22 protein-coding genes are annotated in these 25,977 nt (G+C 53.4%); 18 read left to right on the top strand and 4 right to left on the bottom strand.

All coding sequences use genetic code 11. The features are described 5' to 3' along the window. Positions 1–70: 70 nt before the first annotated feature. From R70331_RS29210 to R70331_RS29170, 9 genes are all read left to right on the top strand, one after another. The gene (locus R70331_RS29210; RefSeq protein ID WP_042181612.1) at positions 71–1,087 is read left to right on the top strand and encodes a potassium channel family protein; all 1,017 of its coding nucleotides are present in this window, start codon (positions 71–73) and stop codon (positions 1,085–1,087) included. Between the two features lie 207 nt (positions 1,088–1,294). Beyond that, positions 1,295–2,440: a glycosyl hydrolase family 8 gene (locus R70331_RS29205; protein ID WP_042181610.1), complete on the top strand. Its 1,146-nt coding sequence runs from the start codon at positions 1,295–1,297 to the stop codon at positions 2,438–2,440. Between the two features lie 35 nt (positions 2,441–2,475). Then, on the top strand, positions 2,476–4,011 hold the full coding sequence (gene wsfD / locus R70331_RS29200) for a glycan biosynthesis hexose transferase WsfD (protein WP_042181608.1): 1,536 nt from the start codon (positions 2,476–2,478) through the stop codon (positions 4,009–4,011). Further along, a complete protein-coding gene (locus tag R70331_RS29195) occupies positions 4,008–5,555 on the top strand; it encodes a hypothetical protein (protein WP_042181606.1) in 1,548 nt (515 codons plus the stop codon). The genes wsfD and R70331_RS29195 overlap by 4 nt, the downstream gene beginning before the upstream one ends. A 29-nt stretch (positions 5,556–5,584) precedes the next feature. Beyond that, positions 5,585–6,835 carry a glycosyltransferase family 2 protein gene (locus R70331_RS29190; protein ID WP_042181604.1) on the top strand — a complete coding sequence of 417 codons (1,251 nt, stop codon included), beginning with the start codon at positions 5,585–5,587 and terminating at the stop codon, positions 6,833–6,835. A 42-nt stretch (positions 6,836–6,877) separates the two neighbouring features. Next, positions 6,878–8,974, top strand: a complete 2,097-nt coding sequence (locus tag R70331_RS29185; RefSeq protein WP_052419268.1) for a cellulose biosynthesis cyclic di-GMP-binding regulatory protein BcsB — start codon at positions 6,878–6,880, stop codon at positions 8,972–8,974. Then, entirely contained in the window at positions 8,964–9,818 is an 855-nt protein-coding gene (locus R70331_RS29180; RefSeq protein ID WP_042181601.1) for a diguanylate cyclase domain-containing protein, read from the top strand. The genes R70331_RS29185 and R70331_RS29180 overlap by 11 nt, the downstream gene beginning before the upstream one ends. Positions 9,819–9,916: 98 nt before the next feature. Beyond that, positions 9,917–10,705, top strand: coding sequence for an SDR family oxidoreductase (locus R70331_RS29175; RefSeq protein ID WP_042181599.1), 789 nt, complete (start codon positions 9,917–9,919; stop codon positions 10,703–10,705). 289 nt (positions 10,706–10,994) lie between these two features. After that, entirely contained in the window at positions 10,995–12,569 is a 1,575-nt protein-coding gene (locus R70331_RS29170) for a histidine kinase N-terminal 7TM domain-containing diguanylate cyclase (RefSeq protein WP_042181597.1), read from the top strand. A gap of 92 nt (positions 12,570–12,661) precedes the next feature. Here R70331_RS29170 and R70331_RS29165 read toward each other — a convergent pair whose 3' ends face one another. Then, on the bottom strand, positions 12,662–13,702 hold the full coding sequence (locus R70331_RS29165) for a copper amine oxidase N-terminal domain-containing protein (RefSeq protein ID WP_042181595.1): 1,041 nt from the start codon (positions 13,700–13,702) through the stop codon (positions 12,662–12,664). A gap of 150 nt (positions 13,703–13,852) precedes the next feature. Here R70331_RS29165 and R70331_RS29160 point away from each other — a divergent pair, with 150 nt between their 5' ends. The 5 genes from R70331_RS29160 (at position 13,853) to R70331_RS29140 (ending at position 17,083) form a co-directional block, all read left to right on the top strand. Beyond that, on the top strand, positions 13,853–14,566 hold the full coding sequence (locus R70331_RS29160; protein WP_042181593.1) for an HAD family hydrolase: 714 nt from the start codon (positions 13,853–13,855) through the stop codon (positions 14,564–14,566). 89 nt (positions 14,567–14,655) lie between these two features. Continuing rightward, on the top strand, positions 14,656–15,762 hold the full coding sequence (locus tag R70331_RS29155; RefSeq protein WP_042181591.1) for an MBL fold metallo-hydrolase: 1,107 nt from the start codon (positions 14,656–14,658) through the stop codon (positions 15,760–15,762). A gap of 98 nt (positions 15,763–15,860) precedes the next feature. Then, on the top strand, positions 15,861–16,139 hold the full coding sequence (locus R70331_RS29150; protein ID WP_042181589.1) for a hypothetical protein: 279 nt from the start codon (positions 15,861–15,863) through the stop codon (positions 16,137–16,139). A 299-nt stretch (positions 16,140–16,438) separates the two neighbouring features. Further along, complete coding sequence (locus R70331_RS29145) at positions 16,439–16,639, top strand: cold-shock protein (protein WP_036722718.1); 201 nt, start codon at positions 16,439–16,441, stop codon at positions 16,637–16,639. 213 nt (positions 16,640–16,852) lie between these two features. Continuing rightward, the gene (locus R70331_RS29140) at positions 16,853–17,083 is read left to right on the top strand and encodes a cold-shock protein (protein ID WP_042181586.1); all 231 of its coding nucleotides are present in this window, start codon (positions 16,853–16,855) and stop codon (positions 17,081–17,083) included. A 197-nt stretch (positions 17,084–17,280) separates the two neighbouring features. Here the strand turns inward: R70331_RS29140 and R70331_RS29135 are convergent, their stop codons facing one another. Then, on the bottom strand, positions 17,281–18,666 hold the full coding sequence (locus R70331_RS29135) for an MATE family efflux transporter (RefSeq protein WP_231576374.1): 1,386 nt from the start codon (positions 18,664–18,666) through the stop codon (positions 17,281–17,283). Positions 18,667–18,942: 276 nt separating this feature from the next. Here R70331_RS29135 and hxlA point away from each other — a divergent pair, with 276 nt between their 5' ends. Beyond that, the gene (hxlA, locus tag R70331_RS29130) at positions 18,943–19,575 is read left to right on the top strand and encodes a 3-hexulose-6-phosphate synthase (protein WP_042181584.1); all 633 of its coding nucleotides are present in this window, start codon (positions 18,943–18,945) and stop codon (positions 19,573–19,575) included. Positions 19,576–19,581: 6 nt separating this feature from the next. Beyond that, a complete protein-coding gene (gene hxlB / locus R70331_RS29125; protein ID WP_042181582.1) occupies positions 19,582–20,136 on the top strand; it encodes a 6-phospho-3-hexuloisomerase in 555 nt (184 codons plus the stop codon). 690 nt (positions 20,137–20,826) lie between these two features. Here hxlB and R70331_RS29120 read toward each other — a convergent pair. Next, positions 20,827–21,147, bottom strand: coding sequence for a cupin domain-containing protein (locus R70331_RS29120; RefSeq protein ID WP_042181580.1), 321 nt, complete (start codon positions 21,145–21,147; stop codon positions 20,827–20,829). 175 nt (positions 21,148–21,322) lie between these two features. Then, positions 21,323–23,920: a heparinase II/III domain-containing protein gene (locus R70331_RS29115; RefSeq protein ID WP_042181578.1), complete on the bottom strand. Its 2,598-nt coding sequence runs from the start codon at positions 23,918–23,920 to the stop codon at positions 21,323–21,325. 253 nt (positions 23,921–24,173) lie between these two features. Between R70331_RS29115 and R70331_RS29110 the strand changes: the two genes are divergently transcribed. Beyond that, entirely contained in the window at positions 24,174–25,070 is an 897-nt protein-coding gene (locus tag R70331_RS29110; protein ID WP_042181576.1) for a carbohydrate ABC transporter permease, read from the top strand. An 87-nt stretch (positions 25,071–25,157) separates the two neighbouring features. Next, complete coding sequence (locus tag R70331_RS29105) at positions 25,158–25,976, top strand: carbohydrate ABC transporter permease (RefSeq protein WP_197071549.1); 819 nt, start codon at positions 25,158–25,160, stop codon at positions 25,974–25,976. The last annotated feature ends 1 nt before the right edge of the window (position 25,977 follow it).

The following is a 25,977-nucleotide window of genomic DNA, read 5'->3' as shown; positions in this document are numbered from 1 at the left end:
CGTGTCTGCGGCTGTCTGCCCGCCGGAAGCGGGACGGCAGCCTACTACCTTAAGGAAGAGGGGGAGGCAGGTGCATTTTCTCCTCAAAATATCCGGCAAGCTGATTGCACTGAAAAGAAGAACCATTGCCATCATGATCCTTTGTTTCGTTGTGCTGAGTGCGACCCTTGCCTATATGCTTGAACCGGGTACCTTCAGCAGCTGGTTTAATGCCTTCTATTGGGTTATGACAACGATGTCTACCGTCGGCTACGGTGATTTTTACGCGGCTTCGCTTCCGGGAAAGGTATTTACGATTTTCTTATACATTTTTGGTATCGGCCTCTTAAGCCTTGTTATCGGCAAGGTTGTTGAGGCTTTTGGGGAGATGCAGAGAAGGAGAGGAGCTGGGACCTTGAGCTTTCATGGATCGGACCATGTGGTGCTGATCAACTGGAGCCGGAAAACACAGGCCGCTGTGGATGAGATCCTGTGCTACGCGCCGAAATGCCGGATTGTCATCATTGACGAGACCGGCCGGCATCCGCTGGAGCAGATGGAGCAGGTGCACTTTATCAGCGGTGATGCCTCAAGTGATGAGATTCTGCTGAAGGCTTCAATTGGAAGTGCCAGGGCAGCCATTGTATTCGGTGATATCCGCATTGATGAGTCTTCCCTGATTGACGGCAAATCGCTGTTGATTGTCTCCAGCATAGAGCGGATCGCTCCGCAGGTACATACAACAGTAGAGATAATGCAGGAAAAGAATATCCAGAATTTCCGGCATGTCCAGGTGAATGAGTTCGTGGTGTCACATGATGCAGTCTCCAGGCTGGCCGTAAGATCGGCGCTGCAGGAAGGCAATTCCGAGGTCATCAGCCAGCTGCTCAGCCGCCAGCATGGGGATGACATCTATGAGGTGCCGCTGAATACAAGCTGGAAGACTTACGGTGATGCCTTTCAGGCGCTGCTGCTGCAGGGTGCCACCCTGCTGTCCGACCGCGGAGATCTCGGTATCAACCGCAAGCTTGACCTGCCGGTTCCGGCGGATGCCAGATTATATATTGTGTCTGATGAAGAAACTTACCGCAGAATTACAGGGAAATAGGCTGCTGTCAGCAGGGCTGCCCGGGTTACAAACCCCGGGCAGCCCTTTTTTTATATGGTGAAAATAAAAAAAATCGGAGTGTAACTAGGAAAAAGGAATCATTTTATCATTTTGGCACAAAATGATGTGAAATAGATTCAACTTTGTGACTTATTTTACCGTAATATAATTATCGGCAAAAAATCCCTTTTGTAGAGGAGTGGTGATTTGGATAAAGGACGCAGCATATTAGTTGCCTGCCTGACGGTTCTGGCCCTTCTGGCCGGCTGCAGCAATAAGGCAGAGCCTGCGCCTCCGGCAACTGCAGCAGTCACATCCCCGCCGTCACCGGCTCCGGCCCAGCCGGCGAAGGGGGTTGCCGAGGAAGAGCGGCAGCTGAATACGTTTATAACGGATAAGCTTACAGGCCCTTACGGGGTTTATACGAATTTGATTGATACGGACCAGACGGCAGAGGTCTCCACCGGCCATGAAGTCCTGAGTGAATCGGCCTCACTGATGATGCTGAGCGCAGTACGCAATGGCGAGGCAGAGCAATTCTCCAGACAATGGGAGCTGGGCAAGCAGGTATTCGGCATGGAGGGCGGCTTCAGCTACCGGTATAGCCCCAAGCTGGATAAACGGTATACAGTTAATGCCGCCGTGGATGATCTGCGGATGATCGAAGCCTTATATGAGGCGGGAGAACGGTTTGCGGAGTCTAAGTACAAGGATGAGGAAGCCTATTATTCCAGGCAGTTTTACAATAATAACGTTAAAGATAATTATATGTTTGACATATACGACAATTATTACCAAAACAACAACGAGTTTATAACTTTATGTTATATTAAGCTGAGTGTTTTGCGAAATTTGTCGATTGATAGCGAATCTAAGGGTATTTTGATGCATAATATGAGTGAAATTCTGGAGGGCGGTTATTTGTCAGATGATTTTCCCTTCTATGAGACGAGATTTAATTATACAACGGGGACGTACAGCTCGGAGAATATCAATACAGTAGAAGCGCTGCTGAGCATTCTGAATCTGACTGAGACTGGCCGGCAGAACCCGGAGAGTCTCCGCTATATCAGGGAGCAGGTTGAGGCAGGTACGCTCTACGGGCAATATACGCGCGAAGGGCAGCCGGCAAATGATATACGCTCTACGGCTATTTATGCGCTGACTGCGATGATCGGGGCAGCAGCGGGAGATGCGCCGCTCTATGCCGCAGGCATAGAACGGATGAATGAGTTCAGGATTACTGATCCGGCCAGCCCGCTGTACGGCGGGTTTGGGGACACGGGTACCGGTCAGGCGTATTCCTTCGACAATCTGATGGCTTTACTTGCTTATTCCTATTCCCTCAGGTAACGAACAATAACGAACAATAACGAAGGTGAATCCGCATGATCTACAACACTGTGAAAACAACCCTGCGGCAGAGCATTAGGCTTGCCGGCCTCCGGACGTCCCCGGCCTTTCTTGCGGCCTTCGGGGTATTGCTTATTACGGTAATTGCGCTGTTTACGGCTCCTTATATCGGGATGGCGGATAACGGCGATTATTTCCGCAATATCTACAGCAACGGGCTTTACTTCAGCCAGCCGGATTATGACAGCCAGTACTTTGGTTATTTTGTGAAGCATTTTGGAATCTATCAATACTTTAATGAGAACGGGGCGACGCTCGACTCGTCCCAGTCCATATTCATTAAGCTGGCTATCGGCCTAAATAAGCTGCTGTTCAGCAGCACCGTGTTCGACATCCGTTTTCAGGCAGCCATTTACACTCTGCTCTATGTGCTTGCCGTTTATCTGCTGGTAGAAGCTATTACGTGCCGTATGACGCGGAAGCAGGGGATGCTGTGCGCGCTTGTTGCCGTTTTTGTATTTGGCGATACCGGATATACGGCTTATTTCAATTCCTTCTACAGTGAGAGCATTGTGCTGATTATGATGCTGTACGTTTTTGCGGCGTGGCTGCTGCTGTACCGCAAACGGTACAATGATTATTTATTGCTGGCCCTGTTTCTCATCAGCGGGCTTCTCCTGACCACCTCCAAACAGCAGAACGCCCCTGTAGGCATTATTCTGGCGGTGCTCGGCATCATGCTGTTCTGGGTAAGAAGGGACCGTATATTCCGCGGACTGACGGTGATCTCGCTGATCCTTCTAATGACCTCGGGAGTGCTTACCTATCTCAATATTTCAAAAGAATTCGTAAATATCAACCAATATCATGCGATGACCCGCGGGGTGCTGAAGGATTCGGCCAATCCGGAAACGTCGCTGAAATCGTTCGGGATTGATGAGCAGTACGCTATTCTCAAAAATAATATCTACTATGAGCAGTACGGGACTGTTGATGTGAACTCTCCGGTTCTGGAAAAGGAGTTCTACAGCAAATACGGCTTTGTCTCGATTCTGAAATATTATCTTACAAATCCTGACCAGTTCAGCTCTATCCTTGATGTGGCTGCACAAAGCGCTTTTACGATCAAGCCTGCGGCAATGGGGAATTATGAGCAGTCGGCGGGCAAGGATTTCCGGGCGCAGAGTCACTTTTTTGCACTTTACAGCCTGCTTAAGGGTATTCTGGCCCCCAAAACCTTCGGGTTTATCCTGCTCTGGATGGCGCTGGTAATCGGGCTGTACATGCCCTCCTTCATCCAGGCGCTCAAGGCACGCGATCCCCGGGGGATGCAGCGGATGGCGCTGATAGTTGCGAGTATGGCGGTAGGCTTGTCGGGTATTATGGTCTCCATTATCGGTGCGGGTGATGCGGATATCTCCAAGCATGAATTTCTGTTCACCCTGGTCTTTGATCTTGTCTCCGTTCTGGCGGTAACCGGTGTGATCGGGCGCAGAGTTTCCGGCAGCCGTGAGCCGGCAGCCGGGATGGCGCCGCGTATGCAGAAGGTGCAGAAGGGTGTCAGCGTATGAGCAGCCGCAGGTGGAACTTACTGCTGCAACTGCTGCTGATGGCGCTCCTGCTGCTGCCTGCGGCACCTGCAGGAGCCACAGGGCAGACATCTGCGGAGCAGCCGAAGGTATTGCTGCTCTATGACAGCCTGGCTTCAGGCACGCCGCGCGGGGGAAATATCCTCGAACTGCAGCGTCAGCTTGCTGCGTACCATATGCAGGTTACCCTGATATCCCTTAATCATTATGAGCAGGGTACGATGAAGGGATTCTCTAACGTCATTACTGTCATTAACGACCGGGAGCTGCCTGTCAGTAAAGCAGCTGAAGAGGATATTGCCGGCTATAAGGGGCAGTATCTGCATGTCGGCTATAATCCGCCGGACGTAATGAAGCAGGCATTGAAGCTGAATACCGGCATGATCGCAGAGGAGAGCGCTAAGCTGACTTTTGGATTGTTCCGGGAGGAGAGCCTCATGCTGCGCCAGGTTCCTTATATTGCGGCAAGCAGCGCGGAGCGGGCATACGGGAGCCTGTCGCTAACAGGCAGCGGAACGGAAGTGCCCTACGCGGTAAGCTCCGGCAGGTTCACCTACGTCCCCTATCTGGAAGCAGGTAATGCCGGAAAGCTGGCGATGTTAGAGGTGCTGAAGGATTGGCTCGGAGCCGGTGCTCCTGCACAGACGTATCTGGTAATTAAAGAGATCTACCCGTTCTCTGATCTGGCACTGCTGGAGGAGCTGGCCGGCCGGCTGTATGAAGCCGGTGTGCCGTTTATCGCCAGCGTGCGCCCAGTATTCAGCAATACAGACTTTCCGGCCATGCAGCGGTATCTGGAAGCCCTTAAGGCGGTACAGTCGAAGAACGGCAGTATTCTGGTCAATGCGCCTGTGGTGATGCCCTCCATCAACAGCAGCGACCTTACATTAAATGTGAAGATGAACAGCTTCATCAATCTGCTGGCGGAGAACGGCATTGCCCCGCTGGGCATGGGTGCAGATATCAGCTGGACCTATGATAAGGAGTATGCGGCGGCAGGCATGAGCTTTTTTGACTCAGTGGTGCTGTTTCAGGATGAGGATGTGATCCACCGGGAGGAGACCAATGTTTCCACAGCGTTTGCCTCCTCGCTTTACAGTGTAACGCCGGAATTTCTGAGCGGGCTTAAGCATGAAGGCAAAGCTGTGCCGCAGCTGCCGGCAGATACGGCTGTGACGGTGAATCTGCCGGAGGATAAAGCTGGGCTGGAGGCGCTGCTGCAGACGGTTAACGGCTACTGGATCACTTTTGCCGACTATAAACAGACGGGGCATAAAGTGGTTACCGACAACTACACTGTGGACTCCGCAGGCGGTGTAGTCAGAGTAAACGGCAGTTCGATAAATGTCGACTATATGCCGGAGGCGGTGAGCAGCGATTTTGAATACCAGGAAGAGCAGTATCAGAGCTTCAAGGCGCTGTTCAGCGTGCAGAATAAATTCTTCATTGCTGTCATTGCCATAGCGCTGCTCTTGTTCGGGGTACTGCTAACGGTCGGCTACAGGCTGTACCGGAAGAAATATTAGAAAGAAAGCCCGCGGGTAAGGAGGATAACATGACGGTCTCGGACGTACTGATGGTAATTGCGGTGATCTGTATCTGGTCGCTGCTGCTGGTCAATGTTGCCCTGATTATTGCCGGATATCTATATTACATTCAAACGGAGCGGGAAGAGATTCCTGAGATCAAGGGTGAATATCCCTTTGTAACGATTATGGTTCCTGCACATAATGAGGGGGTAGTCATCAGCAAAACCGTGGAATCGCTGCTGGCGCTGGATTATCCGCATGACCGCTATGAGATCATTGTCATTAACGACAACTCCTCGGATAACAGTGCTGTGCTGCTGGGAAATATACAGGACAGGTACCCGGAGCGCAATCTGCTGATTATTAATACGGATTCGGTTACCGGAGGCAAAGGAAAGTCCAATGCGCTGAACATCGGCTTTACCCGCAGCAAGGGCGAGCTAATCGCCATTTATGACGCTGACAACACACCGGAGCGTACGGCGCTGCGGTATCTGGTAGCCGAAATTGCTGCTGATCCGCGTCTCGGCGCTGTTATCGGCAAGTTCAGAACCCGTAACCGTGATGCCAGTCTGCTCACAAGGTTTATTAATATAGAGACGCTTTCGTTTCAATGGATGGCCCAGGCCGGGCGGTGGAAGCTGTTCAAGCTGTGCACGATTCCCGGCACTAACTTTATTATGCGCAGGTCCATTGTCGAAGCGATCGGCGGCTGGGACGTCAAGGCAATTGCCGAAGATACCGAGATCAGCTTCCGCATCTACATGATGGGCTACCGGATCAAATTCCAGCCCAAATCGGTCACCTGGGAGCAGGAGCCGCAGACGGTAAAGGTGTGGTTCAAGCAGCGTACGCGCTGGGCTAAAGGGAATGTCTATGTCATTGTCAAAAATCTGCCGCTGCTGTTCGACCGCTCCGCGGCCAAAATCCGTTTCGATATCCTGTACTATGTCTCGATCTATTTCCTGCTGCTGATCTCATTGATTACCTCGGACATTTTGCTGGTGCTGCACGCAATGGGCTATGTGCACACCACCATTGCCGGCCTCAGCAGCTTTCTGTGGATACTGGCCATTGTGCTGTTCGTAGTAGGCATCTTTGTCACGCTGACCACGGAGAAGGGCGAGATGAGCCTGTCGAATCTGGGCATTATTCTGCTGATGTATGTCTCGTACTGCCAGCTCTGGATGGCTGTCGCCGCATACGGCATGTATAACTACCTCAAGGATGTTATTTTCAAACGGGAAGCCAAATGGTACAAGACCGAGCGTTATTAGGCGCCGGAGGAAGAGAAATAAGGTGAACAGGAGATACAGAAGATGATAAAAAAACAGATGTTGTTGTGGGCGCTCTGCCTCTCCCTTTTCCTGTCTCTGCTTCCGGCAGCCTCTGCCGCCGCAGTGCTTCCGGGAGCCGGCAGGCTGACGTATGAGACCTCCTTTACCGGCAGTGATACTGCACTGTCCGGCGGTGCATCGTCACAGCAGCTTTTTACAATAATGGACTATTGGAATGTGGACAGTGTGAAGATTAATCTGCATTTCCAGATTTCACAGATTACGAAGGATCAGGAGTCAAGCATTACGCTCTCGCTGAACGGTATTCCGTTCCACTCGTTCCGGCCGTCACTTGAGAACAACGGGGAACAGATCATCAGCATTAATGCGCCGAAGGGCTTTCTGAAGAAGGACAGCAATACGCTGACCCTGCAGGGGGATCTGAAGACGGCTGTTAACAATAATCAGGTCTGCTATGTGGACAATTCGCCTGACAACTGGCTGCATTTCTTCAATACCTCCAGTATAGCTGTTACTTACAGCACCAAGGCGCTCACCGGCGGGATCAGCGATTTCAGCGGGCGGTTCTCCGGTATGGATACCGTGAAGAGCGGCAAAAGCCTGATTACAGTACCGGAGCAGGCTACCGGAGCTGAGCTGGAGTCGGCCACTTATGCCTTGTCGGGCTTTGCCAAAGAGAATGCACTGACGGACAAAACAATAGCTATGCTCCCTTACCGGGAGGATAGTGTGAAGGACAGAAACGCGGTAGTGCTGGTAGCGCTGTATGACCGTGTTCCGGCGGAACTGAAGCAGCAGCTCAGCACGGAAGAGGATCTCGGCACACATGCGCTGATCCAGCTGCTGAACAAGGATACCCGGCCGACGCTCGTCATTACCTCGAAGGATGAGAGCCTGCTGATCAAGGCGGGCAGGCTGGCGGCGAGCACGGAGCTGATGAGCCAGATTTCAAGTGATCTGAAGGTGGTCGACGGCTCTACACAGGCGGATGAGCCGGCCGGCAGCATCAGCTCGGATGTAAGGCTGACTGAAGCCGGCGATAAATTAACCGGTCCGAATCACCGGGAGCAATCCTATTTCATCGCCCTGCCGTCGAACCGCTCCATCGCTGATTCCGGCAAAATCAGTCTTGATTTCCGGTATGCCGGAAATCTGGATTTCACGCGCTCTCTGTTAACGGTCAGCATCAACGGCACGCCAATCGGCAGCAAGAAGCTGACCAGGGAGCTGGCTAACGGGGATACGCTTACCCTGACAGTGCCCAAGAACCTTAATATCTCGGGAAACTTCTCGGTAACCGTAGCCTTTGATCTGGAGATGGAAAGCGCAGTCTGCACGCCGAATACAGATCAGATGCCCTGGGCGTATATCGGCAAGGAATCGCTGCTGCAGCTCAATACGAAGGACCGGACAGACCTGTTGTTCAACAACTATCCGTATCCGTTCCTGCGGGACGGAATCTACAATCATGTAGCTGTTGTGCTGCCTCAGGAGATGGATGACTATGCCTACATGAGCCTTGCAAATGTGTTCAATCTGCTGGGACAGTATACGGACGGCAATACCGGCGATATTCACTTTTACACTGATGATGTAAGTGCGGATAACCTGAAGAACAACAATATTCTGGCTGTCGGCTCCTACAAGAACAACAAGATCATCCGGGATAATAACGACAAGCTGTACTTCCAGTACAGCAAGGACGGTACAACCCTCGTATCCAATGAAAAGATGAGCATTGAAGAGCAGTATGGAACAGAGATGGGAACGCTGCAGCTGGTGGAATCGCCATATGGAAGCGGACGCGGCTTTATGGCGGTTACAGCGGTGAATGCGGAGAATTATTATCTCGCTTCCCGGCTGATTGCCAGCGAAAAGGACAAGTGGAAGGTATACGGTGACGGCGTCGTAACCGACAAGGACGGAAATGTTAGTGCATACCGGTTCAAAACGGACACCGGGGCACAGCAGGATTCGGCGCTGGAGCAGATTGTAGAGCGCAGTGATGTGCTCGGCTTCGTTGCTGCGGTAGTCCTTACCATAGCCATGGTGCTCGTAGCGCTTCTTCTGCTGGTCCGCAAACATATGAAGAAACGTGGTGATAGACGTGAGACGTAACCGCAGCAGCCTGGCTTCAGACCTTGGCTTTATTGGATTTCTGGTGCTGATGTTCATCTGTGTTGTGTTTATCGCCGGTTCAGGCAGCGGGTATGTGCAGAATATCATTATTCTGAATATTGCTTTTCTGCTTGCTCTGGTCACGTATTTCACTACGGTAACAGCGGGACTGACCCTGAACCTTGCGTTCATCTTTATCTACGGGCTTTTTGTGGTATACCAGACGGTATCCCGGGGAGAGACGATCGGGGTCAGCACCTACTTCTGGCTGATTATGGTGCCGCTGATCACGGTCATGATGTGGATTTTCACCTCAAGCTCACGGGAGCTGCAGGCGGAGAATGAACGGCTGAAGAAGGCGACCGCCAATCTCGCTACGGTCGATGAGAATACCGATCTGCGCAACAGCGTCGCTTTTCAGAAGGATGCCAGCCTGTTTACGGGTATCTCCACCCGCTACAGCATTCCCCTGACCCTGCTTGTCGTTAAGGTCAAATACTGGAGCGAAATCCGCCGGCTAATCCCGGAGGAGCAGCTGTCCGAGGCAATCTATGATGTCTCCCAGCTCAGCCAGTCCAGCATCCGTACCAATGATGCACTGTATCTGCTGGACAAGGACGATGCAACCTGGGGGCTGCTGCTCTTCACGGATCATGAAGGGGCTAAAATTGTCATCGAGCGGATCAAGCTCAAGCTCCAGCAGCTGAATGAAAATGAATTCTCCGGCAAATACAAAGTAAATCTGGGACTCAAAATCGGGGCTGTGCAGTACGAGGCAGCCACAATTGAGAACCCGCTGGACTTCATCGTGCAGGCGAAGAAGCAGCTGGAGTATGATGTGTAAAGCAAAGCCTGACTGGATATCCTTGAAGCCCCGTTTTACAATTGATCTATCCCGCCGGCGGCGGCAGGGGCTACCTTGAACAAGGAGGCAGAAGGAGAATGGATCTGGGTCTTAAGGATAAATCGGTATTTGTGGCAGCTGCAAGCAAGGGGCTGGGACTGGCGACTGCGCTTGAATTCGCGCGGGAAGGCGCGAGGGTGACGATTGCCAGCCGCAGCCAGGCGCAGCTGGAAGCAGCTGCGAAGAAGATTGAAGCGGAGACCGGCGCGGAGGTTGCGCTGGTGGAGATGGATGTAATGAGCCCGGAAGCAGTCCGCGAGGCCGTTGCTGCAGCAGCCGGCTGGGCGGGAGGCATTGATGTGCTGGTCACCAATGCCGGGGGTCCCCCGGGCGGCGGCTTCGCCGATATGGCAGACAGCGACTGGGCCGGCGGCTTCGAGCTCACGCTGATGAGCAGCGTTCGGCTGATCCGGGAGGCGCTGCCCTTCCTGCGTGCAGCCGGCGGCGGACGGATTGTCACGATCAGCTCCTCATCCATTAAGCAGCCGATTGACGGGCTGATTCTTTCCAGTGTGTTCCGGGCCGGAGTCCAGGCGCTGAACAAAAGCCTGGCCGCGGAGCTTGCGCCTGACGGTATTCTGATTAATACGCTTGCACCGGGGCGCATCGGCACAGACCGCTTGACCGAACTGGACAGCCGGCGGGCAGAAGCGCAGGGGCTGGTGCTTGAAGAGGTTCAGCAGGCTTCGGTGAAGAATATTCCGCTTGGCCGGGCTGGGACGCCGGAGGAATTCGGGAAGGCGGCGGTCTTTCTCGGCTCTTTTGCCAATACCTATATTACCGGACAGGCGCTGCTGATTGACGGCGGCGCAATGAAATCGCTCTGAACGGCCGCTGTTTGACCGGCGCCCTATGCGGGTAATAATAAGCAGGTGGGAAGTGGAAGGCATCAATTAACGGATGGAACGGCATGTGATGTGTATTTCCGAAAGGTAATTGATTACCCATGTACTATCTGAAAGAGAAACTGGCATAACTGAATATTCGCTTCTCACCTTTAATATGACCCTGCGGGCTGCCCGCGGGGTCTTTGCGTATTTTGGGAAGAAGGTTCAATTGTGTAGAGGAGTAGGATATAATAAGGCAAAGCTATCATAAAAATAGGAGAAATATGACATGCCATGGATGCAGGGTTATCCCTATTATTTAATTATGGGCAGTGTTCTAAGTCTCTACATGGGCGTCAACTCTTACCGGCACCGCAACACACCAGGAAGGCGCTACTTATGGATCTTAATGCTGCTGGTCAGCGTGATTTTTGCGGCTACGGCCGGAGAAATTCTCTCCCAGTCCTTTCAGGCTAAGCTGTGGTGGAGAAACCTCCAGCAGGCTCCGCTCTTTTTGAGCACCATTTTTATCTATGCTTTTGTTAAAGAATACATAACACGATCATCGGACGGGCTGAACAGACGGCTGGCTTTTTTTTGCATTCCGGTAGCTGTGTATGTGCTGCTGATCTTTACAGACTCCTGGCATCATCTTATGCGTACCGGAGTGGGCATGAATACAGTAGCGGGCGTGAGCGGGATTGAGGTGCATCCGACCGTGCTGAATATGACGCTTATTGCGTATGACCAGCTGTTTGGCGTATACGCTGTTTTTTTGCTTACGGTTTCCCTGCTGAACGCGTCCAAACATTATTTTAAGTGGAATGTGCTGATGCTGCTCAGTCTGCTGGTTCCCATCGGATCTATTTTCCTGCTCCCGCTGCTCAAAATTACGCTTCCCGGCTTTATCGCCTTTACCTATCTTCCTCCTGTAATCGTCGGTTACTTTTCTATCTTCCGTAATTCGGAGCTATCCCTGTATCCCCGGGCGAAGAAGCAGATCATTGAGAATATGAAGGACGGCATTGTGCTGACCGACGGCCACAACATTATAATCGATATCAATGAAGCCGGGGAACGCATGCTGTCGGCACTGGCAGAACGGACGGAGAAATCCTGGCTGGGCAAAAATATATTCCTGCTGCTGGAACGGTACGGTGAAGTGGCGGTGTATTATTACCGGCGCATGGAGCATAAGTTCGAAATGGATGTTCCCGGTACAGACGGGGCCTGCTACGGGCTTTCCCTGATTGAGACGGAATCCGGGCACGGGGCGGCTGCAGGCATGCTGATCGTGTTCAGTGACCTCAGCGAGAAGAAACGGTATGAGCGTGAGCTGCTCTACCAGGCCACAGTGGATGATCTGACCGGCCTCTATAACCGCAGGCACTTCATGCGACTGATTGAGAACTATGCCTTGCAGGATGAGGCGGGAATTGCCCTGCTGCTGTTCGATATCGATGATTTCAAGCTGATTAATGATACATACGGGCATGTGGCCGGGGATCAGGCGCTGGTTGATTTCTCGCATAAAATACTCCGGCTGTACGAGAACAGGGGAATTGCCGGGCGCGTCGGAGGCGAAGAATTTGCAGTCTGCTTCTTTGCAGACAGTGAGGGAGCCGCACTGAAGGAGGCGGAGAAGTTCCGCAGTGAAATGTCCCGGCACACTGTGAGGCTGGACGGCGGGCACCGGATCAGGCTGACTGTCAGTGTCGGCATTGCCTTTACAGAGGAGAGCGGTGCGACTTTTGAGGCATTGTACCGTGAGGCGGACGAGGCATTGTACATATCCAAGACCGGAGGCAAAAACAGGGTTACACTCGGGCGGCAGCCTGCCCTGCTGGAGGCCCGCAAGCTGTAGCCTTATGAATGCCTCCGGCATACGCCGGAAGCGAACAAAAGAACCGCCGGACCGTCATTCTGACGGGACCGGCGGTTCTTTTTGTGTGCGTATTATTCCTGCGCTGCGGTTATTACAACAATCTTCCAGGCTGTCCCGATAGCCGGCAGGCTTCTGGTCAGCATCGGGCCATAGAAGCCGATGACCTGTGTGCCCTGTACAACTGCTCCGGCCTCTACAGGCTCGCCGCTTTCATTGACAATAACAGTATCTTTGGACAGGTTGAGTATAATTTCACTCTGGGACGTTTCAGTCAGGCCGGACCCGTTAATGCGGATCATGGAGGTCCCGTCTTGCGAGGTCTTTATTTCCTCTACAGTACCTTCTGTTCCCAGCAAATCTGCCGGCTGCGCAGAATCAAGCACAGTAATCTGATAAACCGGGCTCTGCGGCGGCAGGCTTCTTGTGGAGAATAAGGCATGCTCCGCTTCAATGGTCATGCCGATTTGCAATTCATCAAAGGTCAGCTTGGTGCCGTCAGCCTTCTGAAAGGCGGTATCCTTGCTTACATTAAGCACGAGGCCTGATGTTCCGGTGCCTCTAATCTGAACGGACGGATACTTTGCGTCTGCATTGATGGCTGTAATAACGCCAGTCCCCGTCATATGCTCTGCTGCTGAGGCGATCACGATCGTTTGTCCCTCCACGGAAAGGGTCTGCTGCAGTACACTGCTCACAAAGGAGGCGGGAACATACAGCTTGTTCTCCTTCGTCAGCGGTGCTGTTCCGAGTGTAGTGTTCATTTTATTAACGGTATAACGGTCTTCGCCGCTCTTAACAGTGGTGACAATATTGCCTTTGTTCAGCTCTGCTGTTTTACCGGCCTGGTTCCAGGTAAGGGTGAAGCCCAGGGCTTCCGCAACTGCGCGCAGGGGGACAAGCGGCTCAACAGCGCCGGACGGCTGGAAGGCCTGCTCTGCGATGGCGGAACCGTTCAGTTCGATTGCGAATGTCTTAACGGCAGCAGTGCCGGCCGCCTGCGGCGTTGTGCCTGTGCTGAGGGAAGTAATAACAGGAGCGGCAGAAACAGCTCCGGTAGACAGGGCCAGGGATAGGGTTAGCAGGACTGCACTTGTTTTTAGGGATGTACTCATAGTTGTAAGCTCCTTTGGTTGAGTTTGTCAGTTGTTTGTCATGTACTAAACGGCAGCGGAGCCGCTTTTGTTGCATCGTTATTCAGTTTGACTGTTCATTTGTAGTACACTTGGTGTGAGAAAAAGGGATACAGAAAGGGGAAAGCAGATATGTACGATACGTATATTTTCGATTTGTATGGCACCCTGATTGATATTGAGACGGATGAAGAGCACCCGGAGGTGTGGGAACGGCTGTCCCTGCATTTCAGCTATCAAGGTATGAATATTACCGGTGCAGAGCTGAAGGAGAAGTATGTGGCAGAGCGGGACCGGCAGCTTGCTGCAGCAGCAGAGCGCTGTGAATATCCGGATTTCGTAATGGAAGAGGTGTTCCGGACTGTAGCCCGTGATCTGGGCGGGGAGCCCGGGCAGGCATGGCTCCATGAAACCGTGCGCTGGATGCGGACCTTATCCATGATTCATATCTCTCTGTATGACGGAGTGGCGGAGATTCTCGGGCGGCTGAGAAGCCGGGGCAAAAAGGTCTTCCTGCTCTCTAACGGCCAGAAAACCTTTATTGAAGCGGAGCTGACGATGCTGGGCATCCTGCACCTGTTCGACGGAATCGCCATTTCCTCGGAAGCAGGTGTGAGCAAGCCTGATCCTTTATTTTACCGTTATCTGGCGGAGAATTACGTCGCTGATCTGAGCTCGGCAGTCATGATCGGAAATGATCCGCGGACCGACATTGCCGGAGCTAATGCTGTAGGCATTGATTCCTGTTATATAGAGACAGCCTCTTCTCCGCGCGGTATTCCGGCTAACAGCACAGTGGAGATCCTGAGCGGTGACTTGCGGCAAATCCCCGGCTGGAACGGATAAGACCTGCTAAGTGCTACATTTGCCCGGGCGGGTACAGCGCCGTATAATATGTCCATAATCTTAATTCAGTAAGAGAGAAGGACAACCGAATGACCGTTATCATCATTATTGCAGCGTCCATCCTGGCGCTGGTTGCCGCTGCTTATATCGTCATGAGCCTGTATCCGGCCTTTGGCGGCCGGGGCTCGAGGGCCGAGCGTGAACTAAGGAGCCGTTCGCTGCAATACCGCCAGGGCAAGTTCATCTATCCCTTTGAGACGCCTGCACCTGAAGCTGCCCCGGAGGGAGGCTTGTCGATCCTCAGGGACTTCATCAAAGGCAATCCCAATTCCAGGCCGAAGCAGCCGCTTCAGCCCCAGCCGCTGCTGACCGGCTCCATCCGGCAGGACAAGGACACCAGAGCTACCTGGTTCGGGCATTCAGCGGTTCTGCTGGAGATCGCAGGAGCTGCCGTTTTCCTTGACCCGATGCTGGGCCGTGCACCATCCCCGTTTCCCTTCATCGGCGGTAAGCGCTACAGCAGGCAGCTGCCCATTGAACTGGCGGATTTGCCGCAGCTTGACGCGGTTGTATTATCCCATGATCATTATGACCATCTGGATTACGGGACAATCCGGCAGCTGAAGCAGAAAGCCTCCCTGTTCATCGTCCCGCTTGGCGTAGGCGCACATCTGAGAAGGTGGGGGATAAGCGCAGAACGTATCCGCGAGCTGGACTGGTGGGAGGACATATCTTTTGCGGGTCTGACGCTCACCAGTGCACCTGCAAGGCATTTCTCCGGGCGGAGTCTGCTGGACCGCAATACTACTCTGTGGTGCTCCTGGATTATTCAGGGCGGGCAGGAAAAGGTCTTCTTCAGCGGAGACAGCGGCTATGGCCCGCATTTCGCCGAAATCGGGCAGCGGTACGGCCCGTTCGACCTGACGCTGATGGAATGCGGGCAATATGACCGGCGGTGGGCAGATATTCACATGATGCCGGAGCAGACCGTCCAGGCGCAGCTTGATCTGCGGGGCAGGCTGATGATCCCGATTCACTGGGGAGCCTTCACCCTCGCCATGCACGACTGGACCGATCCTGTAGAGCGGGTGCTGCGTGCGGCGCAGCAGCAGGGGCTGCGGCTGGCCACGCCGAGAATTGGTGAGCCGGTGCAAGTAGGAGCTGACCTCTACCCTTCCATCCGCTGGTGGAGATGAGGCAGGAGCACCGGGTACAGCGGTATGCTACAATAGATATTCATGGCGCATTCCCGCGCCATTGCAGATGATGTAATACTAAGGAGTGACTGAATATAATGAGCGATAAAGTAAATGAACAAGAGCTGCTGGAGGTGCTGGCCGCCAAGACGAAGGTGGACCCTAAGCTGATCAAGCTGGTTCTGAAGCATGAGCAGACCTTTATCAATAATGCCAAAGCCGACAGCAAGGGCGAGATTGATATTGATAATGATGATCTGGTCGATTATGTAACGGGCCAGCGCGATGTAAAGCTGGACGAGCTGACCGTTGAAACCATCCTTGATGCCGAAATGGATTATCTGATGGATAAGGGCCTTGCCGGCTATATTGATTAGAAGGCACTACCGGGCCGGAGGGCTGCTGCAGGGCCGTGAATTCCTGAGTCACAGCAGCTTTCCTGGGCCGTTTTGTACGGCATATTTAGCTCTTTGGAATTAATTATAAAGTTTAATTTGCTTTTGGTAACGTTACGTGATATGATGTTGTTAATCATAAATTTAACCCTTAATTCACATATTGTAAAAGGTTATCATTTGTGCGTATGATCCTTTTCCAATGTGTGAATTTTTATTTGTTCGTACACTACGTAAGAATAAAAGGACATGTGTTAAATAAACTATTGGAGGTAATACAAATGCAAACAGGTACAGTTAAATGGTTCAACGCAGACAAAGGTTTCGGTTTTATCGAGGTTGAAGGTGGAAGCGACGTATTCGTTCACTTCTCCGCAATCACTGGTGAAGGCTTCAAGTCTTTGGACGAAGGCCAACGCGTTGAGTTCAACGTAACTCAGGGCGCTCGTGGACCACAAGCAGAAAACGTTGTAAAACTGTAATACGCTAACAAGCGAAGAAGCTGTCCTTAACATCTGTTGAGGGCAGCTTTTTTTTGAAGAATAGAACATATTTGTTTTGGGGTCCCTGCAAAGTACCTGAGTCAGCTTCATGAGAAGGCTGCACTTTGCGGGGGTATTTTATTATGAGCCCTTGCCTTAGGTTTCTGTGTAGATTACACGAAAGATGAGATTATACTTGGGGAGGGTTTATTTATGTATTTTCGCAAAAAAGCTCAGGAAGATTTGCCGCAGGAGTCTACAGCGATCTGGTCATGTACAAAAGAGGGCTGCACCGGCTGGATGCGTGACAATTTTGCGTTTCAATATGTCCCGACCTGCTGGCAGTGTAATTCCCCGATGACCCGCAGTATGAAAATTTTGCCTATGCTTGTGAACACAAATCACGAGATGAAAGCAATCAAAAAGGGCATCTCAATCAGATAAGCTGCAGACGGACGGGCCTGTTCCTTCAGAGGAGCAGGCTTTTTGTGATTGGAAAAATGCCGTACCTGCGTACGCGCACTCTTTTACATCGAATCGGGAAGGGAACCGTTTTATGTGGAAATATGGGATTTATTATATACGCAAAAAGGCGGCCCGTCAGGTACATATACCTTGGCGGGCCGCCTTTTGTGTATAGATCAGTGAGCCGGGGCAGGGGAAGGGGCCGCAGGCTGCACATCAGTATCATGCTGGATCAGGCCGTGCTTCTCCCAGGCTCTGCTCTTCCAGCGGAAGTACATAATGACGGCTCTGACCCATTCGTCAAAAGCAGTGGCAATCCAGACTCCGGCCAGTCCCATGTTCATCTGGAACACGAGCACGTAGCCGAGCGGCAGGCTCATGCAGACCATGGAGATCAGGCCCATGTATACCGGGAACTTGGCGTCGCCGGAGGCGCGCAGGGAGTTGATGATAACCAGATTGCAGGTGCGGCCTGTCTCCAGGAAGAAGCTGAGCAGAATGACCTGCGCACCCATCATAATAATAGTCTCATTATCGGTAAACAGCCCGAACAGCGGAACGCGGAACGCGATGACAATCACATCGATTACGACAGTGACGAGCAGGGCCCATTTTACACTGGCAAATACCCGGCTGTAGGCTGCCTTCGTCTGCCTGGCCCCTACCAGGTGGCCGACGATAATGGAGGTTCCCATCGATACAGCTACACTGAACAGGTAGATGTAATTGGATATATTCAGTGCGTACTGGCGGGTAGCCATGGCTTCAGCGCCGAGGTAAGTGATGTACAAGGTGAACACAAGCTGGCAGGACTGGTAAGTAATCGATTCAAAAGCGGCCGGGATGCCGATTTTAAGAATTTGCATCACGTATTTTTTGGACAGGGAGATATAGTAGCTCCACTTGACCTTTACTTCCATGATCTGATAGAGCAGCAGGAAGAACAGGACAAGACAAATCAGCCGGCTGGCTACCGTAGAGATGGCAGCGCCCTGCACGCCTAGTGCCGGGAGTCCAAAATGTCCGTAAATGAGAATATAGTTGCCTATTACGTGAATCACATTCATCAGCAGCGAAACCATCATGGTCTGCTTGGTGAAGCCGTAGGTACGGATGGTGGTAGCCAGCGCATTTAGCAGTGCCTGCAGAAAAATCCCGCCGCCGACAATATTTATGTACACCTTGGCATGGACAAGAATATCCCCCTGCACGTTCAGGGCAGTCAGCAGATGGCCGCCGAATAAAAGCAGCACTGCACTGAGAACAATACCTACGAGCAGGTTCAGCGTTATGGCATTGCCGGTTACGTTGGCTGCTTCCAGCGGCTTACGGGAGCCTAGATACTGCGAGACGACAATAGCCGCACCATTGCCGATAACACTGAGGATCAAAATGGCCATGGTAATAATCTGATTCGCCGCTCCGACGCCTGATACCGCATCATCCGACACAGAGCTGATCATAAAGGTATCTACACTGCCCATAAGCATGAACAGGAATAATTCCAGGAAAATCGGCCAGGTTAGCTTAACAAGATTGAACTGTGAATCTTTCGTTTTCATCGGTACACCTCTTCGGATCATTACTGTCACACAAGTTTATTTCCAAACCTAATGTATGTTAGCACAGCTTTTATGAAATTGCAGTATTTTTCACGAAAATAATGAAAAGGATGGCGGGGTTTCTTTCAACATTACCGTTGAATGAAGCCGTATCCGGTCCAATAGTATCCTCCGGGTAACTACATCACGGGAAAGTGCCTACTTCCTTTTTCGACTGTATGAACTTACACTAAGTCCAGAACTTACAAAACTATACCGAAAAAGGAGCTACTATATATGAAATTGCAATTAGCGCTTGATCTTGTTGATATCGCCGGAGCCAAGGAAATCGTCTCGGAGGTTGCTGAATTTATTGATGTGGTTGAAATCGGTACTCCAATCGTCATTAACGAAGGGCTGCATGCGGTAAAAGCGATCAAGGAAGCTTTTCCGGCGCTGACTGTGCTTGCTGACCTGAAAATTATGGACGCTGGCGGCTATGAGGTAATGAAGGCGGCAGAAGCAGGTGCTGATATCGTAACGGTGCTTGGCGTATCTGACGATTCCACCATTAAAGGCGCTGTAGAGGAAGCTAAAAAAACCGGACGCGAGATCCTGGTTGACCTGATCAACGTTAAGGATATTGCCGGCCGTGCTGCCGAAGTAGATGCGCTTGGCGTTGACTATGTCTGTGTTCACTCCGGTTATGACCATCAGGCTGAAGGTAAGAACTCCTTTGCCGACCTGCAGGCGATCAAAGGTGTGGTTAAGCAGGCTAAAACAGCGATTGCCGGCGGCATCAAGCTGAGCACTCTGCCGGAAGTCATCGCAGCCGGACCTGATCTTGTCATTGTAGGCGGGGGAATCACCGGGGAGAGCGATCAGAAAGCAGCAGCTGCTGAAATGAAGCGCCTCGTTAGCCAGGCCTAATCCTCTATGGATACTGCGGGCTACGCACAGGAGATTGTAGGAGAGCTGCAGCGTTCGGCGGCGGAGCTGGATGGCGGCGGAGCGGAGCCGTTCGCTGAGCTGCTGCAGCGTTCGGGCAAGATTTTTGTGGCCGGCGCCGGCCGCTCCGGCCTGATGGGCCGGGCGTTCGCCATGCGGCTGATGCACGCCGGCCGGGCAGCCTATGTCGTCGGCGAGACCGTGACTCCCGGAATCGAAGCCGGCGATGTGCTGGTGCTCGGCTCCGGCTCCGGCGAGACGAAGGGCCTGGTGGCCATGGCTGAGAAGGCCAAGGCCATCGGCGCGGCAGTCGCGCTGGTCACAATCGCGCCGGAATCCACGCTTGGCAGGCTGGCCGATTACACCGTGCAGCTGCCCGGTGCAACAAAGGAGGCCAGCGGTGAGCGGGCCACCATCCAGCCGATGGCTTCGCTCTTTGAGCAGACGCTGCTGGTGTTCTACGATGCCGTCATTCTGCGCCTGATGGAATGGACCGGCCAGACAACCACCCAGATGTTCGGTAAGCATGCGAACCTGGAATAGAAATAACGCCTGTCCGGTATATCCGGACAGGCGTTATTTGCTTTGTTTGGCAGGCGCCGGGTGTTCAGGGCGGATGCCGCACTTTTCAACTTAATTGCACTTTGTACAATTAAAACGCCTGTTATTTGGCTCTTTGCCATTTTAGCTGCACTTTGTGCAGCTAAAATGGCGTGGCAGGCTGATTTTAAAGCATTTTAGGCAGATTTAGTTGTACGGAATGCAGTTATGCGGCTGGTGCGGGTAAATAAGCTAAGAATAGTTGTACAAAGTGCAGCTAAGAGCAGCTAAGTGTAGCTAAGAGCAGCTAAGTATAGCTAAGAGCAGTTAAGAGCAGTTAAGAGCAGTTAAGAGCAGTTAAGAGCAGTTAAGAGCAGTTAAGAGCAGTTAAGAGCAGTTAAGAGCAGTTAAGAGCAGTTAAGAGCAGCTAAGTGCAGCTAAGAGCAGTTAAGAGCAGTTAAGAGCAGTTAAGAGCAGCTAAGTGTAGCTAAGAGCAGTTAAGAGCAGACATGCTGACAGCCGCGTTACCGTATCGCTCTACGGGAGCTTGCTGAGCAACCTGAGTGGAGGTTCGCCAATGTTGGTGAACGATAATCCAACTATATATTCGCTCCCCGGATTCTGTGCGGAACAGCGCCTAAAATCCGCTCGTTCCGCCCCCATTGCTAACCTTACTTCTACCTTTGCCTCAGCTTAACGCTTCAGCAGATCCTCGCGGATCGGTGTGAATGCATCCAGCAGCGCTGAGTCAGCTTCAAGCGCAGTAACGCCGTGCTTGGCGCCTGACGGGATGGCGATACTCTGGCCGGCCGATACGGTATGCTCTGTGCCGTCGATGCGGAAGATGAAGCTTCCGCGCAGGCAGTAGCTCATCTGCTCATGCGGGTGGCTGTGCTCATAGCCCTCGGCACCTTTCTCGAAATGAACCTCCATCATCATCAGGCTTGCCGCCGCGTTCAGAATACAGCGCTTAACTCCCGGCTCCGCCGGTTCCCATACTCCAAGGTTACTCATAATAAATTGCCTCCTTTAAGGTTTGATTCTATTGTAATTTGTACAGCTGAATTGAGGAATAGTGCTCGTATGAGCGCTTGTCAGCCAGATCAATTGTACGTAGTGCAGCAGTTCCGTTATTGAGGCCAGTTTGAGCCGGCTCTATTGCACGAACTGCAATAGAGCTTTGCCCTGGTCAGCTTGATTGCGGAATAGCGATCCGGATTGCCCCCGGTTCAAGAATCAAGGTTCCGGCAGCAGCAGCCTCTTTTGCATGCTCTAACGCTTCAGCAGCCGTGCCTTCGGCGGCCTGCTCGGCGCCAAGCACGCGAAGCGCTGCGCCGCCGGGAACACTGACCCGTCGGGTCACGCCGGAGCCGTTAATGGCGGCGACGCACCAGCCGCCGTCCGCGCGGCTGAGCTTATACAGCCGCACGCCGTCAGCGGCGTCCGCGGGCTCCAGCGCCAGCGGCTCCAGCCGGAGCGCTGGCGTCCCTTCGGCGTGCGGATGCAGCAGCACGACGAAGTCCTCGCCGGCGCGGCCGTGCACGCGGAAGTGCTGCTGCGCAGCCAGCGGGTAAGCTCCGCCGACAGCGCCCTCACCGGCAGTGACGGCCGGGCGCAGCGGCTCGGCGATCTGCGCATGGAGCCGCATGCCGCCGAGGCCGGCGGCGTCAATGGCCTGCTCCGTAATCTCTGCACTGCTGCTCAGCGTATGCAGATTCCAGACGCTCTCCGCCGTGGCTTCAATCCGGTCCCAGACCAGGTAAGCATCGAAGCCTGCCTTGATGTACAGGAAATGCCGCTCATACTCATCGGCATGCACATCGGGGATGAGGCTTCTTGCGTAATCCAGCTCCTCCGTGAAGCTGACCTCCCGGCAGACGCTTTTCAGCGGGCCGTCCGCGTAGCCGCCGGAGCCGTCAGCGAACTGGACGATGTTGTGCGCAGCACCGGATACATACCAGTGCCGGTCCCCGTTGTAATAGCCGCCGGTCCCGGCATCGAGGGTCAGCGGCACCCCATTCGCCCAGATGGAGAAGTGGCCCTCATCATGATGGGCGTGATAGGTCAGCGGGGATGCCTCGTAGATGGCATAATGCTGCAGGTTCTGCTCCCCGCTGCGGAAGATGACATAGCCGATGCCGGGATAATGCACGGAGCCGAGCTCCGGCATCTGCTCCGGCAGCTCCGGCTGCGGATAGAGCAGCGCGACCAGCGGCAGCGGGAACGCGCCGGTATCCTGGACCGGTGCGCCTCCGCGCTTCCAGGTCCAGACCATCTCCGCCGCCAGCTGCGGGTCCTCCTCCGTGTAGAACGGGGCGGCGTAGCCGAGCAGGCGGAACCATTTCTCCTGCACGTTGGCATCACCGACGGCCGGGGTCAGCAGAACGGGTGCACCGTCCGCACCGCCCTGGATCACGTCCTCTGCCGTCACGATGCCGAGCAGGAAGCGGTACATCGCCTTGACCTTGCCGCGGCGGAAATAATCGGTGCCCTTCAGACGCTTCAGCAGCACGAAGAACAGGAAATAACGGTGCAGCACCGCGCCGTGGTACCGGACATTCTCCGGCCATGCCCCGTCCCCGTCAACCACCTCCGCCAGCTGCCAGTCCACTACGGAGCAGGCATGCTCCAGATAAGCGGCACTCTCCGGCTCCTGCGGGAAGAGCAGGGCATAGATGCCTAGCCCTGTTGCCCGGTCGGCATTCCAGTTGCTGCGCATGCCGCCCTTCTCATCCGGGAAGGTAGGGAGATCGAACCGGTAGTAGGCCGTATCCATCATCATCGCTGCGATGTAGCGGAGATTGGCCAGCAGTGATTCTGACTCCTCCGCCGAGACCGCCTCACTTGCGGCAATCTGGTCATAGATAACCGAGACGGCAGCTAATCCCCGGCCGATATGAACCGCACCGTAGGTGTCATCGTCATGCCAGCCGTCCCGGCGGAAAATATCCATACCCTGCCGCATATCAGCCAGCATATACTGCAGCTTGCGCTTGGCAAGCCCCGCATACTGGTCTTCGCCTGTTGCCATATAGAGGTTGGCATCTGCACCGGCCGCCTCAAGCAGATAGGCCCAGTTGGTCAGCGTGTGCCGGTTAAAGAGCGGCGAGAGAAGCTCTGCGCCCAGCGGCTGCCCCGCAGCATCTATAAACATAACGCCGGCAGCAATCCCGCCGTTAACCAGCGGCGATTCCAGACTCAGCTCGGTCTGGATGCCGTAATGCCCGCCGGCTGATACCGGCAGCAGCTCCTCATAACGCAGCACCGCCAGGCTGTCCTCCGCTTCGTTCCGGATGCGTACGCACCGGACCTCTTCCTCCGCTGCGCCGTCCGCCGGCGTTACGCCGGAGGGCTGCAGGCCGCTCCCGCCGCCGGGCAGCTGCTCCAGCCGGATATTGCTGCCGATTCCCGGCTCCTGCGTCCAGCCGTCAAGCCCCTGCCGGAGGCTGCCGTTCTGAAGCGTGACCGGCAGGCCGAGCTGGGAATGCGTCAGCCGTACGCCGCCGATCCGGGCAACGCCCCGGCCCCGGATATGCACGGACAGCTTCAGCATGGCTGCCCCTGCCGGGGCCTTGAAGACGAACGGCTCGACCCGGAACACGCCGAGCCGGTAAAGCGGGGCCGCAGCCTCGCGCGCGGCAAACTGTCCCGACAGCTCCCGCTGTCTGGCGTATTCCTGCGCCGCTGCCGGCAGCTGGTCTATTCTGCTGCGGATCCCGTCCAGCTGTCCGTGATTATAGCAGCCGAAGGGGCGCGCTTCAGTAGTGCTTTTATATGCTGAGCTCATCGTTAAATGTAAGCCTCCCTTGTTCATCCGATTGTATTCCCAATCTGCTTTCTTCCATAAGTATAGCTGTACTGCGGGTTCATCAGGGATGGATAAACAGGCACAGGGGAGGGGACAATCCGACTTATTTTACAAGATAAAGAAAAGTGAATTTCTCCCCCTTGGCGCAGTTGCTTTCTCCCTAACGGTCTCTCTGCACAGGGACGTATCATTAGGATATAAGCGCAAGCCGAATAGACAGGAGGAACAATCAATGAATGGAACGAAACGTCAAATAAACGCCTGGACCTTTGTTGCGCCCAGCCTGATACTGACACTGATATTTGGGGTATATCCCGTTTTCTGGGCTTTAAAGTACATGTTCTATGATTATCAGGGCTTCGGCACGCCGCTCTTCATCGGTCTGGACAATTTTGAACGTCTGTTCCGCGATAAAGATTTCTGGCATTCGGTAGTCAACACCTTTATCTACGCAGGCGGCAAGCTGATCATTACGATCCCGCTGTCGTTCATACTGGCAGTGGTTCTTAACCGGGCACTCAAGGGCCGGCAGCTGCTGCGGGCGATTTATTTCATGCCTACCGTAATCAGTGCTTCGGTAATGGCGATTGTCTTCTATGTTATTTTCAACTCGTACAACGGTATGGTGAACCAGCTGCTGCTGGGGGCAGGCATTATATCCTCTCCAATTGACTGGCTGGGTGCCAAATATGCTTTGCTGACTGCAATCATCATTGCCATCTGGGGAGCGATCGGGAACTATATGCTGCTCTTTATCGCAGGCCTGCAGAATATTCCTGAGGATCTGTATGAAGCGGCTTCCATCGACGGGGCGGGCCCGCTGCGCAAAATGTGGAGCATCACCGTACCTATGCTGGGACCCGTGCTGCAGATGATTATCATGCTGGCGATCACCGTATCGCTGAAGGGCTACGAGAGCATTATGGTGCTGACCGAGGGCGGACCTTACGGCAAAACGGAAGTCATGTACCTCTATCTGTATAAGCTGTTCTTCCCGGTATCGAGCGGAGGCTCAAGCATCCAGCAGTTCGGCTACGGTAGTGCGGTCGGCTTCACAACTGCGGTTATCGTCGGGCTGATTACCCTGATCTACTTCTACGTTTCCAAGAAACTGAATGATATCTATTAAAAGAGAGGAGAATGAACAGTGAGCACATTACAAGCGGATACAAAAATAACTTCATCTCCTGCCAGTACAATCAAGTCTAAAGCGCTGTTGTCGCGGGTACTGCTGTGGATTTTCCTGCTGCTGGTTGCGGGCTTCGCCCTCTTTCCGATCATCCTCGCCTTCTTCGGGTCGCTGAAATCCAATCTGGAGCTGACCACGGGCACGACACTGCTGCCGAAAGACTGGAAATTTGAAAACTTCACCCAGGCCTGGACCTCGGCTAATTTTGCAAGGTTCACCTGGAACAGTATGTTCATCAGTACCTTTACTACAATAGGCACTTTGCTGATCGGAACAATGGCGGCCTATGCGGTAGCGAGAGTGGATTTTTACGGAAAACGGGTGTATGTGGTTATTCAGTCCTGCACCCTGTTCATTTCGATCGGTGCTGTTGTGCTCCGCCCGCAGTTCGATCTCATGGTTGCGCTTAATCTGCAAAAATCGCTCTGGGGCGTCATCATCATCCTGATCAGCGCCCATGCGACGGCCTTCTTCATGCTGATCGGCTTTGTACGGGCTATTCCGAAGGAACTCGACGAAGCAGCGTTTATTGACGGCTGTAACTTCTATAGCGTATACTTTCGGGTTATCCTGCCGCTCCTGACGCCGGCCCTGGGTGTAACCGCACTCTGGACCTTCCGCGGCGCATGGAACGAATACATCCTGCCGCTGGTCTTCACGATGACCCAGCCGGCGCTTCAGACACTGACTGTAGGTCTGGCCGGACTGAAATACGGCGTCGGGGATGCGGCCCAGCCGCAGTTAATGCTTGCCGGTGCATGCTTGTCCATGCTGCCGATGATTATCGTTTATATTTTTGCCAACAAATCATTTATGCAGATGACGGCTGGCTCTGTTAAGGGCTAAG

Source organism: Paenibacillus sp. FSL R7-0331, assembly GCF_000758645.1.
GTDB lineage: Bacteria > Bacillota > Bacilli > Paenibacillales > Paenibacillaceae > Paenibacillus_AQ > Paenibacillus_AQ camerounensis.
Note: the sequence above shows the minus strand (reverse complement) of the source record. Positions and strands in the feature narration are given on the sequence as shown.